The sequence below is a fragment of the Pseudomonas sp. 273 genome, assembly GCF_029201425.1.
GTDB lineage: Bacteria > Pseudomonadota > Gammaproteobacteria > Pseudomonadales > Pseudomonadaceae > Pseudomonas > Pseudomonas delhiensis.
On sequence record NZ_CP116775.1, the window covers coordinates 5,172,601 to 5,187,290 of the forward strand.

At 67.9% G+C, this 14,690-nt stretch carries 12 protein-coding genes; 3 read left to right on the top strand and 9 right to left on the bottom strand.

The genetic code is table 11. The annotated features are described in order from the left end of the window. Positions 1-29: 29 nt before the first annotated feature. The gene (locus PKO50_RS23550) at positions 30-467 is read right to left on the bottom strand and encodes an HIT family protein (protein ID WP_089391891.1); all 438 of its coding nucleotides are present in this window, start codon (positions 465-467) and stop codon (positions 30-32) included. A 120-nt stretch (positions 468-587) separates the two neighbouring features. Between PKO50_RS23550 and PKO50_RS23555 the strand changes: the two genes are divergently transcribed. Continuing rightward, positions 588-1,292, top strand: coding sequence for a glutathione S-transferase N-terminal domain-containing protein (locus PKO50_RS23555; protein WP_275627371.1), 705 nt, complete (start codon positions 588-590; stop codon positions 1,290-1,292). Positions 1,293-1,620: 328 nt separating this feature from the next. Here the strand turns inward: PKO50_RS23555 and hrpA are convergent, their stop codons facing one another. The 4 genes from hrpA to fadD2 form a co-directional block, all read right to left on the bottom strand. Continuing rightward, positions 1,621-5,658 (bottom strand): ATP-dependent RNA helicase HrpA, encoded by a 4,038-nt coding sequence (hrpA, locus tag PKO50_RS23560; protein ID WP_275627372.1) that lies wholly within the window; start codon positions 5,656-5,658, stop codon positions 1,621-1,623. Between the two features lie 141 nt (positions 5,659-5,799). Beyond that, entirely contained in the window at positions 5,800-7,485 is a 1,686-nt protein-coding gene (locus tag PKO50_RS23565; RefSeq protein ID WP_275627373.1) for a methyl-accepting chemotaxis protein, read from the bottom strand. Positions 7,486-7,556: 71 nt separating this feature from the next. Further along, complete coding sequence (fadD1, locus tag PKO50_RS23570) at positions 7,557-9,242, bottom strand: long-chain-fatty-acid--CoA ligase FadD1 (RefSeq protein ID WP_109936286.1); 1,686 nt, start codon at positions 9,240-9,242, stop codon at positions 7,557-7,559. A 234-nt stretch (positions 9,243-9,476) separates the two neighbouring features. Then, positions 9,477-11,165, bottom strand: coding sequence for a long-chain-fatty-acid--CoA ligase FadD2 (gene fadD2 / locus PKO50_RS23575; RefSeq protein ID WP_109936285.1), 1,689 nt, complete (start codon positions 11,163-11,165; stop codon positions 9,477-9,479). 223 nt (positions 11,166-11,388) lie between these two features. On the opposite strand from fadD2, the gene PKO50_RS23580 reads away from it, so the two are divergent. Both PKO50_RS23580 and PKO50_RS23585 read left to right on the top strand, forming a co-directional pair. After that, positions 11,389-12,339 (top strand): alpha/beta hydrolase, encoded by a 951-nt coding sequence (locus PKO50_RS23580; RefSeq protein ID WP_275627374.1) that lies wholly within the window; start codon positions 11,389-11,391, stop codon positions 12,337-12,339. Beyond that, positions 12,336-12,806 carry a MaoC family dehydratase gene (locus PKO50_RS23585; RefSeq protein WP_275627375.1) on the top strand — a complete coding sequence of 157 codons (471 nt, stop codon included), beginning with the start codon at positions 12,336-12,338 and terminating at the stop codon, positions 12,804-12,806. The genes PKO50_RS23580 and PKO50_RS23585 overlap by 4 nt, the downstream gene beginning before the upstream one ends. Positions 12,807-13,124: 318 nt before the next feature. On the opposite strand, the gene ccoM is transcribed toward PKO50_RS23585, so the two are convergent. The 4 genes from ccoM to PKO50_RS23600 all read right to left on the bottom strand — a co-directional run bounded on the left by ccoM (position 13,125) and on the right by PKO50_RS23600 (position 14,552). Then, positions 13,125-13,235: a cytochrome c oxidase subunit CcoM gene (ccoM, locus tag PKO50_RS34040; protein ID WP_009618523.1), complete on the bottom strand. Its 111-nt coding sequence runs from the start codon at positions 13,233-13,235 to the stop codon at positions 13,125-13,127. A 212-nt stretch (positions 13,236-13,447) separates the two neighbouring features. After that, the gene (locus tag PKO50_RS23590) at positions 13,448-13,609 is read right to left on the bottom strand and encodes a hypothetical protein (RefSeq protein ID WP_009618525.1); all 162 of its coding nucleotides are present in this window, start codon (positions 13,607-13,609) and stop codon (positions 13,448-13,450) included. A 2-nt stretch (positions 13,610-13,611) separates the two neighbouring features. Then, complete coding sequence (locus PKO50_RS23595; RefSeq protein ID WP_275627376.1) at positions 13,612-14,205, bottom strand: alpha-ketoglutarate-dependent dioxygenase AlkB; 594 nt, start codon at positions 14,203-14,205, stop codon at positions 13,612-13,614. 44 nt (positions 14,206-14,249) lie between these two features. Next, the gene (locus PKO50_RS23600; RefSeq protein ID WP_275627377.1) at positions 14,250-14,552 is read right to left on the bottom strand and encodes an aspartate-semialdehyde dehydrogenase; all 303 of its coding nucleotides are present in this window, start codon (positions 14,550-14,552) and stop codon (positions 14,250-14,252) included. Positions 14,553-14,690 lie beyond the last annotated feature (138 nt).

The following is a 14,690-nucleotide window of genomic DNA, read 5'->3' on the forward strand; positions in this document are numbered from 1 at the left end:
GCGGGGCCACGCCCCCGCCCTTCCCCGCTTTACCCGTCGATACGTCGCACCAGGCGCGCCTGCAGCTGCTCCAGCTCGGCGGGGTCGGCCTTCTGCGCGGCGTGGATGCCCAGGCCCTGGCCGGCATAGCGCGGCACTATGTGCACGTGGATGTGGAACACCGTCTGCCCGGCCGGCGCGCCGTTGAACTGGGCCACCTGCACGCCGTCGGGGTTCAGCTCGTCGACGATCGCGCGGGTCAGGCGCTGCACCACGCCCATCACCTTGCACAGCGCGTCGGGGTCGACCTCGAGGATGTTGCGCGCGGCGCTGCGCTTGGGCACCACCAGCGCATGGCCGTGGGACTGCGGGAAGAGGTCGAGGAAGGCGAGCACGTCGTCGTCCTCGTACAGCTTGTAGCAGGGGGCGTCGCCGCGAATGATCTGGGCGAAGATGTTCTGCGGGTCGTAGGTGCCTTGCAGGCTCATGGCGCTGTCCTTGAGCGGTGGATCGGAGGCAGCACCATACCGGCTCGCGGCGCCGCTGGCACCTCCCCCAGCAGGTTCGGCGGCGTATGCTGGGCGTTCGACTTTCAGACCGGAGTTCCCATGCCTTCGCTCGCCGACTTCCCGATCACCCGCAAATGGCCCGCCACCCGCCCCGACGTCCTGCAGCTGTACTCGCTGCCCACGCCCAACGGCGTGAAAGTGTCGATCATGCTGGAGGAAACCGGCCTGGCCTACGAGCCGCACCTGGTCAGCTTCGAGCGCAACGACCAGTTCAGCCCGGAATTCCTCTCGCTGAACCCGAACAACAAGATCCCCGCCATCCTCGACCCCGACGGCCCCGGCGGCCAGCCGCTGGCGCTGTTCGAGTCCGGCGCCATCCTCATCTACCTGGCCGACAAGACCGGCCAGCTGCTGCCCCAGGACCCGGCCCGGCGCTACGAGGCGATCCAGTGGCTGATGTTCCAGATGGGCGGCATCGGCCCGATGTTCGGCCAGCTCGGCTTCTTCAACAAGTTCGCCGGCCGCGAGATCGAGGACAAGCGGCCGCTGAATCGCTACGTGGAGGAGTCCCGGCGGCTGCTCGCGGTGCTGGACCAGCGCCTGGAAGGGCGCGACTGGGTGATGGGCCAGGAGTACGGCATCGCCGACATCGCCATCTTCCCCTGGGTGCGCAACCTGGTGGGCTTCTACGAGGCCGGCGACCTGGTGCAGTTCGAGCGTTTCGGCAATGTGCAGCGGGTGCTGGAAGCCTTCCTGGCGCGGCCGGCCGTGCAGCGGGGGTTGGGGATTCCGGAGCGGGGTTGAGGTTGGGGTTGGGCCTGTAGGAGCGAGCTTGCTCGTGAACGATGGCAGCCGGGCGGGTCGGTGCGCATCCTCAAGAACGCCCTCTCCCTAACCCTCTCCCTGAAGGGAGAGGGGACCGTTCGGCGTACTCGGGTGTTTCGGCGTTAGCCGGCTTGTACCGAGCCTCCGGCTAACACCAAATCCTTTCTCGGCACGGACAAGCCCCCTCTCCCTTCAGGGAGAGGGCTGGGGAGAGGGGACGGACTTCGACACCGCTCCGGAGCCGAACCTGACACCATCGTTCGCGAGCAAGAACTAGGCGTCCCCCTCGCTCCTACGAAAAACCGCGTCAGGCCTCCACCTGGCTCCATTGCTTGGACAGGCGCTTGTCCGACACCGGCACCTTGGTCCCCAGTTGCTGGGCGAACAGCGACACGCGGTATTCCTCCAGCATCCAGCGGTACAGGGTCAGCTGCGGGTCGCGCTTGCCTTCCTGGGCGTGCTTGGCCTGGCGGGCCTTGTACTGGTCCCAGTAGCCGGCCATCTCGCCGCTCCACACGCGGTCGCGCTGGACCTGGCCGGCGACCTTGTCCAGGCGCTGTTCCACCGCCTTCAGGTAGCGCGGGTATTCCTTCAGCCATTCCAGCGGGGTGTCGCGGACGAAGCCGGGGTAGACCAGGTTGGCCAGTTGCCCCTTCACGTCGTTGAGCGGCACCGTCATGGCCAGGTCGACCTTGCCCTTGAAGCGCTTCTGCAGGCCGTGCCACAGCTTGAGGATTTCCAGCACCAGGCGGGCGATGCGCTCGGCGTGCTCGGTCCAGGCGCCGCGCTTTTTCTCCGCCAGCGAGGCCAGGGCCGCGCCGTCGCGGGGCAGGTTCGCCTCGCCTTCGAGGATGCAGCTGTCCAGGCTGGCCAGGAGGATGTCTTCCACCAGAGCCTCGACGCGGCCCAGCTCGCGGTACAGCAGGCCCATCTCGGTCTGCCCCGGCAGCTTGCCGCGGAGGAACTTGGCCGGCTCGGCGAGCTGCTGCAACAGCAGGCGCTGCAGGGCGCGGCGGTGCTGGTACTCGGCCTCGGCCTGGGTCGGGAAGCGGTTTTCCTTGACCGTGCCGCCCTCCTCCACCAGCGCCGGGTAGACCGTCATCGACAGCCCGGCGACCTTCTGCTGGGCCTTCTCGGCCACCTCGGCGAAGCCCTTGGCTTCCACCGGTTTCTGCGGCTTGTCGGACTGCGGGATGGCCAGGGCGGCCTGGCTGGCTTCGGCGAAGCGCGCGGTGAGTTCGGCGAGGTCGCGGCCTTCGCCGAGGAACTTGCCGCGGGCGTCCACCACCTCGATGTTCATCCGCAGGTGGCTTTCCACCTGGGTCTCGGCTTCGGCCCAGGCTTCCTCGGCCACGCGGCCGCCGGTCATGCGTTGCAGCTCGCGACCGAGGGCCTCGGGCAGCGCGCCTTCGGCGAAGACCATCTTGCCCAGCGCCGCGCGGACGAAGTCCGGCACCGGCACGAAGTTCTTGCGGATGGCCTTGGGCAGGTTGCGCACCAGCGCCACGCACTTGGCCTCCAGCAGGCCCGGCACCAGCCATTCCAGGCGCTCGGCGGGCAGCTGCGGCAGCAGCGGCGCCGGCACCCGCAGGGTCACGCCGTCGCGCGGGTGGCCCGGCTCGAAGTGGTAGGTCAGCGGCAACTGCAGCTCACCCAGGCGCAGGCGGTCCGGGTAGAGGCCGGCGGTGACTTCGCTGGCGTCGCGGGCGAGCACGTCTTCCTCGCGCATGATCAGCAGGTCGGGCTGCTGCTTGTGCTCGCGCTCGTACCATTTCTCGAAGCTGGCGGTCTGGTAGATGTCCGCCGGCAGGCGTGCGCCGTAGTAGGCGAACAGGGTTTCTTCGTCGGCGAGGATGTCGCGGCGGCGCGCCTTGGCTTCCAGCTCGTCGAGCTTTTCCAGCAGTTGGCGGTTGGCCGAGAGGCACTTGGCGCGGCTGTTGATTTCGCCGCGCACCAGCGCCTCGCGGATGAACAGCTCGCGCGCCACCGGCGGGTCGATGGGGCCGTAGTGCACGGCACGGCGGCCGACGATGATCAGCCCGTAGAGGGTCACCTGCTCGTAGGCCACCACCTGGCCGCGCTTCTTCTCCCAGTGCGGTTCCAGGTGGTTCTTCTTCACCAGGTGGCCGGCCAGGGGTTCCAGCCAGTCCGGCTCGATCTTCGCCACCATGCGCGCGAACAGCTTGGTGGTCTCGACCAGTTCGGCGGCCATGATCCACTGCGGCTTCTTGCGCCCGATGACGCTGGAGGGGTGGATCCAGAAGCGCCGCTGGCGCGCGCCCAGGTAGTCGCCGTCCTTGGACTTCTGGCCGATCTGGCTGAGCAGGCCGGAGAGGATGGCCTTGTGCACCGCGCCATAGTCGATGTCGCGCTTGGGCTGCTCCCCTTCCTTGTAGGAGCGAGCTTGCTCGCGAACGCTCTTCGCGTCTTTGGCCGCCTGGGGTTTCGGAGCGTTGGGTTGTTCGCGAGCAAGCTCGCTCCTACGGGGAGCATCGCCCTTGCCGAAGGGGAGTTTGAGTTCGCGGCAGATCAGGGTGAGCTGGCGGTGCGCGTCTCTCCACTCGCGAAGACGCAAATAGTTCAGGAAGTTCTTCCGGCACCAGCTGCGCAGGGCATTGGAGCCCAGGGCCTGGCGCTGTTCCTCGAAGCCGCGCCAGAGGTTGATCAGCGCGGCGAAGTCCGAATCCGGGTCCTTCCACTGCGCGTGGGCCTGGTCGGCGGCCTGCTGGCGTTCGATCGGGCGCTCGCGCGGGTCCTGCACGGAGAGCGCGCTGGCCACGGTGAGCACTTCGTTGAGGCTGCCCTGGTTGGCCGCTTCCAGCAGCATGCGGCCCAGCCGCGGGTCCACCGGCAGGCGCGCCAGTTGGCGGCCCAGCGGCGTCAGCTGGCCCTCGCGGTTCACCGCCGAGAGCTCCTGCAGCAGGGTGAAGCCGTCCTTGATCGCCTTGCCGTCCGGCGGCTCGATGAAGGGGAAGGCCTCGATGTCGCCCAGGCGCAGGTGGAGCATCTGCAGGATCACCGCCGCCAGGTTGGTGCGCAGGATTTCCGGGTCGGTGAAGGCCGGCCGGCCGTTGAAGTCTTCCTCGCTGTACAGGCGCACGCAGATGCCCGGCTCGACCCGCCCGCAGCGGCCCTTGCGCTGGTTGGCGCTGGCCTGGGACACCGCCTCGATGGGCAGCCGCTGGACCTTGGCGCGGTAGCTGTAGCGGCTGATGCGCGCGGTGCCGCTGTCGATCACGTAGCGGATGCCCGGCACCGTCAGCGAGGTCTCGGCGACGTTGGTGGCGAGCACGATCTTGCGCCCCGGCATGGGCGCGAAGATCTTCTGCTGCTCCGCCGGGGTCAGCCGCGCGTACAGCGGCAGCACCTCGGTATGGCGCAGGTTGGCCTTGCGCAGCATGTCGGCGGCATCGCGAATCTCACGCTCGCCGGGAAGGAACACCAGCACGTCGCCGGGGCGCTTGCCGATCTCGCGCTCGTGGGCGGCGATCTCGTCCAGCGCGCGGAGGATGCCTTCGTCCACCGAGAGGTCGTCGAACAGCGCTTCGCCGTCTTCGTCCACTTCGGCGGCCAGCGGCCGGTACCAGGTGTCCACCGGGTAGGTACGCCCGGAGACCTCGACGATGGGCGCATCGCCGAAATGCCTGGAGAAGCGCTCCAGGTCGATGGTCGCCGAGGTGATGATCAGCTTGAGGTCGGGCCGGCGCGGCAGCAGGGTCTTGAGGAAGCCGAGCAGGAAGTCGATGTTCAGGCTGCGCTCGTGGGCCTCGTCGACGATGATGGTGTCGTAGCGCTCCAGGTAGCGGTCGTGCTGGGTCTCGGCCAGCAGGATGCCGTCGGTCATCAGCTTGACCAGGGTGCTGTCGTCGCTCTGGTCCTCGAAACGCACCTGGTAGCCCACCAGCGAACCCAGCGGCGTGCCGATCTCCTCGGCCACCCGTGTGGCGACGCTGCGCGCGGCCAGGCGGCGCGGCTGGGTGTGGCCGATCAGGCCGTGGCTGCCGCGGCCCAGCTCCAGGCAGATCTTCGGCAGCTGGGTGGTCTTGCCCGAGCCGGTCTCGCCGGCGATCACCACCACCTGGCTCTTCTGCAGCGCGGCCTTGATCTCGTCGCGCTTGGCGGCGATGGGCAGGCTGTCGTCGTAGCGGATCGCCGGGACGCTGGCGCGGCGCGCCTCGACCTTGGCGCAGGAGGCCTGGAAGCGCTCGACCCACTGCGCCAGTTTGCCTTCGTCGGGGTGCTTGCGCAGTTCGTGGAACTGCCGGCGCAGGCGGTGGCGGTCGCGGATCAACGCCTGGTCGAGGCGTTGCAGGAGCTGGTCGGGGCTGGGCGTTACGTCGGTCATCGGCTGCGCTGGCGTTTCGGCGGAATGCGGCCGCGCGCCTGGCAGGCGGCCGCTCCGGAATGGGACAAATGCGGGGATTGTCGCAGACCAGCGGCCGGCGCCGCCATGCCCAATGCATGGCGGCGGCTTTTCAGGCGGGGGTCAGATGCGGAACTGGCCGACCAGTTGGCGCAGCCGCTCGCCCAGGCCGCTCAGCTCGCCGGCGGTGCGCGCGCCCTGCACGGAGTCCTCGGCCACCTGGTCCACGGCATCGGCGATCTGGTGCACGCTGCGGTTGATCTCCTCGGCCACCGCGGTCTGTTCCTCGGCGGCGCTGGCGATCTGCGCGTTCATCGAGTTGATGGTGCCGATCAGGTTGGCCATGGCGTCCAGCGACTGCCCGGCCTGGTCGGCCTGGCTGCGGGTGCGCCCGGCCATCTCGCTGGCGCGCTGCATGGCCTGCACGGAGCCGGCGGTGGTGGCCTGCAGGCGGTCGATCATCTGCTGGATCTCGCCGGTGCTCTGCTGGGTGCGGCTGGCCAGTGCGCGCACTTCGTCGGCGACCACCGCGAAACCGCGCCCGGCCTCGCCGGCGCGGGCCGCCTCGATGGCTGCGTTGAGCGCCAGCAGGTTGGTCTGCTCGGCGATGGAGCGGATCACTTCCAGCACGCCGACGATGCCGCGCACGTCCTGGCTGAGGGTGTCCAGGGCCTCGCTGCTGCTGCTCACCTCGCCGGCCAGGTCGTTGATCTGCGCCACGCACAGGTCCACCTCGCGCTTGGCCGCCTGGCCCTCGCGGTCGGTGTCGCGGGCGGCGTCGGCAGCGCGCTGGGCGCTGCGCGCCACTTCCTGGGCGGCGGCGGTCATCTCGTTGATCGCCGTGGCCACCTGGTCGGTCTCGCTGCGCTGGCCGGCCATCGCCTGCTCCGAGCGCTGCGCCTGCTGGGCGACGTTGCCGACCAGGCCGGACAGTTGCCCGGTGGTGCCGGCCACCTGCTGCACCAGGTTGTGGATCTTCTCGACGAAGCGGTTGAACGACTGCGCCAGTTCGCCCAGTTCGTCACGGCTTTCCACCGGCAGGCGGTGAGTCAGGTTGCCATCGCCGGCGGCCATGTCGTCGAGGTTGGCCTTGATCCGCAGCAGCGGGCGGACGATGGCGTTGCCGGTGGGCACCGCCACCAGGCCGATGACCACCAGCAGCGCCAGCGCCGAGCCGATCATCAGCAGCAGCAGGTCGTTGATATGGTCGTGCAACTGTTCGCGGGCCTTCTGCACGTCCTCCTCGATGTCGTCCAGGTTCAGCGAGGTGCCGAACACCAGGTTCCACTTCGGCAGGTACTGGGCGTAGCCGATCTTCGGCACGACGGCGCTGTTGCCCGGGCGGGTGAAGCTGTAGTGCACGTAGTGGCTGTCGTCCTGGCCGGCGCGCACCAGCTCGCGGATGGCATAGACGCCATTGGGGTCGCGGAAGCTGCTGAAGTCTTCGCCGATACGTTCTTCGGTGGTGCCCTGGAAGACGCGCACCGAGCGGGTGTCATAACCCCAGAAGTAGCCACCGTTGCCGTAGGTGAGGCGCTTGAGCAGCGCCACCCCGGCCTGGCGCGCCGCGGCGTCGCCCTCGGCCGCGGCCTGGTACTGCGGGCCGACCGCCGCCAGGGCGACGTCGACGAACTGCTTGAGCTGGACCTGGCGGTCCTCGATCAGGCTCTGGCGGATCTGTTCCTCCTGTTGCGTGGACAGCCGCTTCAGCGCCACCAGGGTCACGGCGCAGAGCACCAGGGTGAGGAGCAGGATGGGAATCAGCGCCAGGCTCAGGACCTTGGCGCGCAGGCGCAGGGAGGGAATCACGGGGGCGGCCTCCGTAGGCAGGGACGACGGCATCAAAAAACCCGCCGTGTGGCGGGTTTCTTGTTATCGGCTCAGGCCCTGGCCTTCTTTAGCTCTTCGTCACGCAATTCGCGGCGGAGGATCTTGCCGACGTTGGTGGTCGGCAGGCTCTCGCGGAATTCCACGAACTTCGGACGCTTGTAGCCGGTCAGGTTGTCGTGCATGTGCTTGACCACCTGCTCCTTGGTCAGGGTCACGCCCGGGCGCGGCACCACGAACACCTTGATCACCTCGCCGGAGCGCTCGTCCGGCACGCCGATGGCGGCGCACTGCAGCACGCCGGGGAGGGTCGCCAGCACGTCTTCCAGCTCGTTGGGGTACACGTTGAAGCCGCTGACCAGGATCATGTCCTTCTTGCGGTCGACGATGCGCATGTAGCCGTCTTCCTGGATGATCGCCACGTCGCCGGTGCGCAGCCAGCCGTCCGCGTCGAGGATCTCGTCGGTGGCCTCCTGGCGCTGCCAGTAGCCCTTCATCACCTGCGGGCCCTTCACGCACAGCTCGCCGCGCTCGCCCAGGGGCAGCTCGTTGCCGGCGTCGTCGATGACCTTGCACAGGGTCGAGGGCACCGGGATGCCGATGGTGCCGATCTGGATCTTCTGGAACGGGTTCACCGACACCACCGGGCTGGTCTCGGTCATGCCGTAGCCTTCGCAGATGGCGCAGCCGGTGACTTCCTTCCAGCGCTCGGCCGCGGCCTGTTGCAGGGCCATGCCGCCGGAGAGGGTCAGCTTCAGGCTGGAGAAGTCCAGCTTGCGGAACGCCTCGTTGTTGCACAGGCCGACGAACAGGGTGTTCAGGCCGACGAAGCCGGTGAACTTCCAGGCCGAGAGCTCCTTGGAGAAGGCGTTCAGGTCGCGCGGGTTGGTCACCAGGACGTTGTGGTTGCCGGTGAGCATCATCGCCATGCAATGGAAGGTGAAGGCGTAGATGTGGTACAGCGGCAGCGGCGCGATGAGGATCTCGCAACCCTCCTGCAGGTTCGAAGCCATCAGCTCCTTGCACTGCATCATGTTGGCCACCAGGTTGCGGTGGGTCAGCATGGCGCCCTTGGCCACCCCGGTGGTGCCGCCGGTGTACTGCAGCACGGCCACGTCGTCGGCCTTGGGCGACGCCTCGCGCACGCTCTTGCCGCGGCCCTTGGCCAGGGCGTCGTTGAGCTTGACGGCGTTGCCGATGTGGTAGGCCGGGACCATCTTCTTGACGTACCTGACCACCGCGTTGACCAGCAGGCGCTTGAGCGGCGGCAGCAGGTCGGCGACCTCGGTGATGAGCACGTGGCGGATGCCGGTGCGCGGCAGCACTTCCTCGGCCAGGTGGGCCATGTTGGCCAGGCACACCAGCGCCTTGGCGCCGGAATCGTTGAACTGGTGCTCCATCTCCCGCGCGGTGTACAGCGGGTTGGTGTTGACCACGATGAGGCCGGCGCGCATGGCGCCGAACACCACGATGGGGTACTGCAGGACGTTGGGCAGTTGCACCGCGATGCGGTCGCCCGGTTGCAGGTCGGTGTTGTTCTGCAGGTAGGCGGCGAAGTCACCGGAAAGCTGGTACAGCTCGCCGTAGGTCAGGGTCTTGCCAAGGTTGCTGAAGGCAGGCTTGTTGGCAAAGCGTTGGCAGGACTCCTTGAGTACCGCGAGGATGTTCGGGTACTGGTCGGCATTGATCTCGGCAGCGATACCTGCTGGATATTTGTCCTTCCAGAAATTGTCGATCATGGAAGCCCACTCCGTAAGCAACAGCTGATACACCGCTATGCGGCTGTTTGTTGTGATTTTGACGCCTGCCGGCCCTTTCGGGGAAGCGAAGGCGCGCCGAGATTATCAGCTTTGCCGGGGAGCGACCAGCACAAAGACCGGTCGGCCGGTAAAAAAATGACCGAAAGCAATGCTTTCGGTCACGTTTTATGACAGTCGTCGGAAAGCCCCGGAACAGGGCCTTCGACGTCGGTTTCAGGCGCTCTCGCGCAGCTCGCGGCGGAGGATCTTGCCCACCGGGGTCATCGGCAGGGCCTCCTTGAGGACGATCTGCTTGGGTACCTTGTAGCCGGTGAAGTTTTCCTTGCAGTAGGCCTTCAGCTCTTCCACCGTCAGCCCCGGCTCACGGGCCACGACGAAGAGTTTGACGGCCTCGCCGGAACGTTCGTCCGGCACCCCGACCGCGGCGCAGTTGGCCACCTTCGGGTGGGCCATGACCACGTCCTCGATCTCGTTGGGGTAGACGTTGAAGCCGGAGACGATGATCAGGTCCTTCTTGCGGTCGACGATGCGCACGAAACCGTCCGCGTCTATCACCGCGATGTCGCCGGTGCGCAGCCAGCCCTCGGCGTCCAGCACCTCGGCGGTGGCTTCCGGGCGCTGCCAGTAGCCCTTCATCACCTGCGGGCCCTTCACGCACAGCTCGCCACGCTCGCCCAGGGGCTGCTCGTTGCCCTCGTCGTCGATCACCTTGAGCGCGGTGCCCACCACCGGGATGCCCACGGTGCCCAGGCGCGCCAGCTCGCCGTAGGGGTTGGTGCTGACCACCGGCGAGGTCTCGGTGAGGCCGTAGCCCTCGACCACGGTGCAGCCGGTGGCGGCCTTCCAGCGCTCGGCGGTGGCCGAGACCAGCGCGGTGCCGCCGGAGTTGGTGACCTTGAGGTTGGAGAAGTCCAGGTCCTTGAACTCCGGGTGCTCCATCAGCGCCACGAACAGGGTGTTCAGCCCCAGCAGCGAGGAGAAGCGCCACTTCTTCAGCTCCTTGATGAAGCCGGGGATGTCGCGCGGGTTGCTGATGAGCACGTTGTGGTTGCCGTTGTGCATCATGCACATGCAATTCGCGGTGAAGGCATAGATGTGGTACAGCGGCAGCGGCGCGATCATCACCTCGCCGCCCTCGTTCATCAGCGGGCGACCGTCGGGGCCGTGCTGCGACAGGCAGGCGTCCACCTGCAGCATGTTCGCCACCAGGTTGCCGTGGCTGAGCATGGCGCCCTTGGCCACGCCGGTGGTGCCGCCGGTGTACTGCAGCACGGCGATGTCCTCCAGGCCGACCTTGACCGGCTGCAGGGCGTGGCCGCGGCCCTGCTGCAGCACCTCCCTGAAGGGCACCGCCTGGGGCAGCTGGTAGTCCGGCACCATCTTCTTCACGTGCTTGACCACGGCATTGACCAGCAGGCCCTTGAGCGCCGGCTGCAGGTCGCCCATCTGCGCCTCGATCAGGTACTCGATGCCGGTGTCCGGCAGCACCTCCTGCACCAGCTTGCCGAACAGGTTGACGTAGACCAGCGCCCGCGCCCCCGAGTCCTTGAACTGGTGGCGCATCTCGCGGGCGGTGTACAGCGGGTTGGTGTTGACCACCACCAGGCCGGCGCGCAGGGCGCCGAACACGGCGATGGGGTATTGCAGGACATTGGGCATCTGCACGGCGATGCGCTCGCCGGGCTTGAGGTCGGTATTGCGCTGCAGGTAGGCGGCGAAGGCGGCGGACAGGCGGTCCAGCTCGGCGTAGGTGAGGGTCACGCCCATGTTGCTGAACACCGGGCGGTCGGCGAAGCGCTTGCAGGAGCGCTCGAACACTTCCACCACCGACTTGTAGGCGCCCAGGTCGAGCTGGCTGGGCACACCGGCGGGACGTTTGTCGTTCCAGAATTCCGCTTGCATTGGCTGTTGTCCTCTTTATTACCTGCAAGGCTGTTCCCGGCCGGCTCCCTCGGGCTTCCGGCGCTGGGGCATCCGTCGCAAAGTAGCAGTTGCCCGGAGGAGCGCAAATAGTTCGGGCCTTCCCATTTATTTCGTGAATCTCGCCCCACCGCGGGCGGGATTCACTGCGCATTGCCGGCCGCTGCTAGAATGCCGCCACCCCGAGCCGGCACAAGGATTGCCCATGCCGTACGCCGCCTACTGGCTGACCGCCAGCGACCAGACCCCGCTGTACACCCACCATTGGGCCGCCGACGCGCCGAGGGGCGTGGTGATGCTCTCCCACGGCATGGCCGAGCACGCCGGGCGCTACGCCCGCCTGGGCGAGGCGCTGAACGCCGCCGGCTGGGCGCTGTTCGCCATCGACCAGCGCGGCCACGGCCGCACCGCCGAGCACGGCGACCTGGGCCACTACGCCGACCAGGGCGGCTGGGGCAAGGTGGTGGGCGACCTGCTCACCCTCAACCGCCACGTGCGCGAGCAGCACCCCGGCCTGCCGGTGGTCCTGCTCGGCCACAGCATGGGCAGCTACATCGGTACCGCCTACCTGCTGCAGCACAGCGCCACGCTGCAAGGCGCGGTGCTCTCCGGCTCCAACTACCAGCCGGTGGCGCTGTACCGCAGCGCGCGCCTGGTGGCCCGCTTCGAGCGCTGGCGCCAGGGCCCGCTGGGGCGCAGCGCGCTGATCGAGTTCCTCTCCTTCGGCTCCTTCAACAAGGCCTTCAAGCCCAACCGCACGGAATTCGACTGGCTCAGCCGCGATACCCGCGAGGTGGACAAGTACATCAGCGACCCGCTGTGCGGCTTCCGCTGCAGCAACCAGCTGTGGATCGACCTGCTCGGTGGTCTGGAAGACATCACCCCGGTGCCGCACCTGGCGCGCATCGCCCCGGCCCTGCCGCTGCTGATCATCGGCGGCGAGCGCGACCCGGTCAGCCAGGGCAAGCGCCTGCGCGACCTGGCCCGGGCGATGACCCGCGCCGGGGTTCGCGACGTCCAAACGCAGATCTACCCCGAGGCCCGCCACGAGTTGTTCAACGAGACCAACCGCGACGAGGTCACCCGCAACCTGATCGCCTGGCTGGACGGAATCCTTTCCGCAGGCCAAGGCGCGAACCACGAGGAAAAGCCATGACCCAGGTGCAGAACGTTCCCTACGCCGAGCTCGAAGTCGGGCAGAAAGCCAGCTTCCAGCGCCCGGTCGGCGAGCGCGACATCCAGCTCTTCGCCGAAGTCTCCGGCGACCGCAACCCGGTCCACCTGGATGCCGACTACGCCGCCGCCACCCTGTTCAAGGAGCGCATCGCCCACGGCATGCTCAGCGGCGCGCTGATCAGCGCCGCGATCGCCACCACCCTGCCCGGCCCGGGCACCATCTACCTGGGCCAGAGCCTGCGCTTCACCCGCCCGGTAAAGATCGGCGACGTGCTCGACGTGGAGCTGGAAGTGCTGGAGAAACTGCCGAAGAACCGCGTGCGCATCGGCACCCGCGTGCTCAACCAGAACGGCGAGGCGGTGGTGGAAGGCGAAGCCGAGGTGCTGGCGCCGAAGCAGAAGCTGGACATCGAACTGCCGGCGCTGCCGCCGATCACCATCGGCTGATTACATTTCCGCCGACGGATAATCGCGGACGGAGTCCACTCCTACGTCCGTGCTCGACCGTAGGGCGAATAACCGTTCGCGGTTATCCGCCGCCGGCCGGAACGCCGGTGCCCGACGGCGGCGGCGGATAACGCCGTAGGCGTTATGCGCCCTACGGGTTGGAAAGAGGCGGCGCAGCCTGCAAGACAGTTGCTCCTACGCCTCCAGGAAAGCACGGGCGTAGGAGCGGACTCCGTCCGCGATGAAAAGTCGCAGGCAAAAAAACGGGCGACCGAAGTCGCCCCAAGTGCCTTGCGTGCTCTGTGATCGGGAAGGAAATCAGCCCTTCTTGTGGCTGTCCTTCCAGATGAAATATCCGACTCCACCGCAGAACAGGACCATCAGACCAACGGTGACAATGCCGGCGAGAACCACTTCGTCGATGAACATGATGCTGGCCTCCTGGATCCCTGTGCGTTTTGAAGATGGGCTCAGGTTAGCGTCGGCCGGGGGCGCGATATTGACCTGGATCAATGGCCGCAAAGCCCCGGTTCACGGGGCTTCGGATAACTGATCCAGATCAAGTTCGGGGAGGGTTGGGCTGCGGTGCATGGCCGCGCGGGGCGGCTTTGGAAGGGGAAATCCGGGCAGGCGGGACGGGCTCAGCGCTTCTTCGGCTTGCCCTTGCCCTTCTTGCGGGCCTTGCCCAGCGGCAGGGCCTGTTCGAAGGCCTTGCGCACTTCCTGCAGGCGTTTCTCGTGGACGTCGTGGATGCGCTTGTCGCGCTCGGCGTTGAAGTCGATCAGCTTGTCGTCGTTGCTCATGATCAGGCATGCACCAGGCGGAAAGTCAGGTTCAGGCGGGGGGCGACCGGGCGCTGCGTCTTGGCCACCTGATGCTGCCAATAATGCTGCGTTGCGCCGGACATGACCAGCAGGCTGCCGGAATCCAGCGCCAGGGAATGCTCGATGGCCGTGCGGCCCTTGCGGCGCAGGTCGAAGCGCCGCGTGCCGCCGAGGTTCAGCGAGGCCACCAGGGGGTTGCGGCCGAGCTCCGGTTCGTCGTCGCTGTGCCAGCCCATGGAATCCCGGCCGTCGCGGTAATAGTTGAGCAGCACGCCGTTCAGGCGCTGGCCGGCCTCGGCCTGCACCCGCGCGCGGATTTCCGCCAGCAGCGGCGTCCAAGACAGTGGTCGGTGGACCAGGCCGGAGTAGCGGTAGCTGGCCTCGGCGTCGCCGTACCAGGCCACCAGGCGCGGCACCGGGTAGTCGCGGCCGTGCAGGTGCACGCTGGGCTGCTCCCAGGGTGTGTTCTCCACCAGTTCGGCGAGCCAGGCCGCGGCGCAGGGCGGGTCGCACCAGTGCGGGATCAGGCGCAGCTCGGCGTGTTCGAGGTGGATGGGCGCGTCGGCGAACAGCATGGCGGTAACGGGAGCAGGTCGAGAAGCACAGCTTACTACGCCGCTCAGACCTCGATGTCGATCCAGATGCCCTTGCGCGGCGCCTCGCCCAGGCCTTCGTCGACCGCCTCGGCGGCGTCCGCACCCTCGCCTTCCGCGGCCTCGCCCTGCGCCTGCCGCCGGCGGCGCCGCTGCCGCTGCGAGTATTCCTCCTGCGGCGTCATCTCCGCCGGGTGGCGCTCCAGGCCCACGGCGGCATCGTCGGCGGCCGGGGCCACCGGCGCCACCGGGGCGACGTCCGGGCGCGAGCGCGCCGGGTCCTGCTGCGCGGTGACCGGCAGCACGTCGCTGGGGATCGGCGGGATCATGGCTGTCGCTGGCTCCTCGCGGGCTTCAGGTTGTCGGCTGGCGGCGGCAGGCGCCGGCGCCCTCGCTACACTTCACGGAACAATCCGCATCCACCCCGGCCTGGCCGGCAGCGCGGGGCTGGCGCAGGCCCGTCGCCC

Coding starts and splice junctions, on each gene's coding strand:
- PKO50_RS23550 (WP_089391891.1), bottom strand. CDS start 467: ATGAGCCTGCAAGGCACCTACGACCCGCAGAACATCTTCGCCCAGATC.
- PKO50_RS23555 (WP_275627371.1), top strand. CDS start 588: ATGCCTTCGCTCGCCGACTTCCCGATCACCCGCAAATGGCCCGCCACC.
- hrpA (WP_275627372.1), bottom strand. CDS start 5,658: ATGACCGACGTAACGCCCAGCCCCGACCAGCTCCTGCAACGCCTCGAC.
- fadD1 (WP_109936286.1), bottom strand. CDS start 9,242: ATGATCGACAATTTCTGGAAGGACAAATATCCAGCAGGTATCGCTGCC.
- fadD2 (WP_109936285.1), bottom strand. CDS start 11,165: ATGCAAGCGGAATTCTGGAACGACAAACGTCCCGCCGGTGTGCCCAGC.
- PKO50_RS23580 (WP_275627374.1), top strand. CDS start 11,389: ATGCCGTACGCCGCCTACTGGCTGACCGCCAGCGACCAGACCCCGCTG.
- PKO50_RS23585 (WP_275627375.1), top strand. CDS start 12,336: ATGACCCAGGTGCAGAACGTTCCCTACGCCGAGCTCGAAGTCGGGCAG.
- ccoM (WP_009618523.1), bottom strand. CDS start 13,235: ATGTTCATCGACGAAGTGGTTCTCGCCGGCATTGTCACCGTTGGTCTG.
- PKO50_RS23590 (WP_009618525.1), bottom strand. CDS start 13,609: ATGAGCAACGACGACAAGCTGATCGACTTCAACGCCGAGCGCGACAAG.
- PKO50_RS23595 (WP_275627376.1), bottom strand. CDS start 14,205: ATGCTGTTCGCCGACGCGCCCATCCACCTCGAACACGCCGAGCTGCGC.
- PKO50_RS23600 (WP_275627377.1), bottom strand. CDS start 14,552: ATGATCCCGCCGATCCCCAGCGACGTGCTGCCGGTCACCGCGCAGCAG.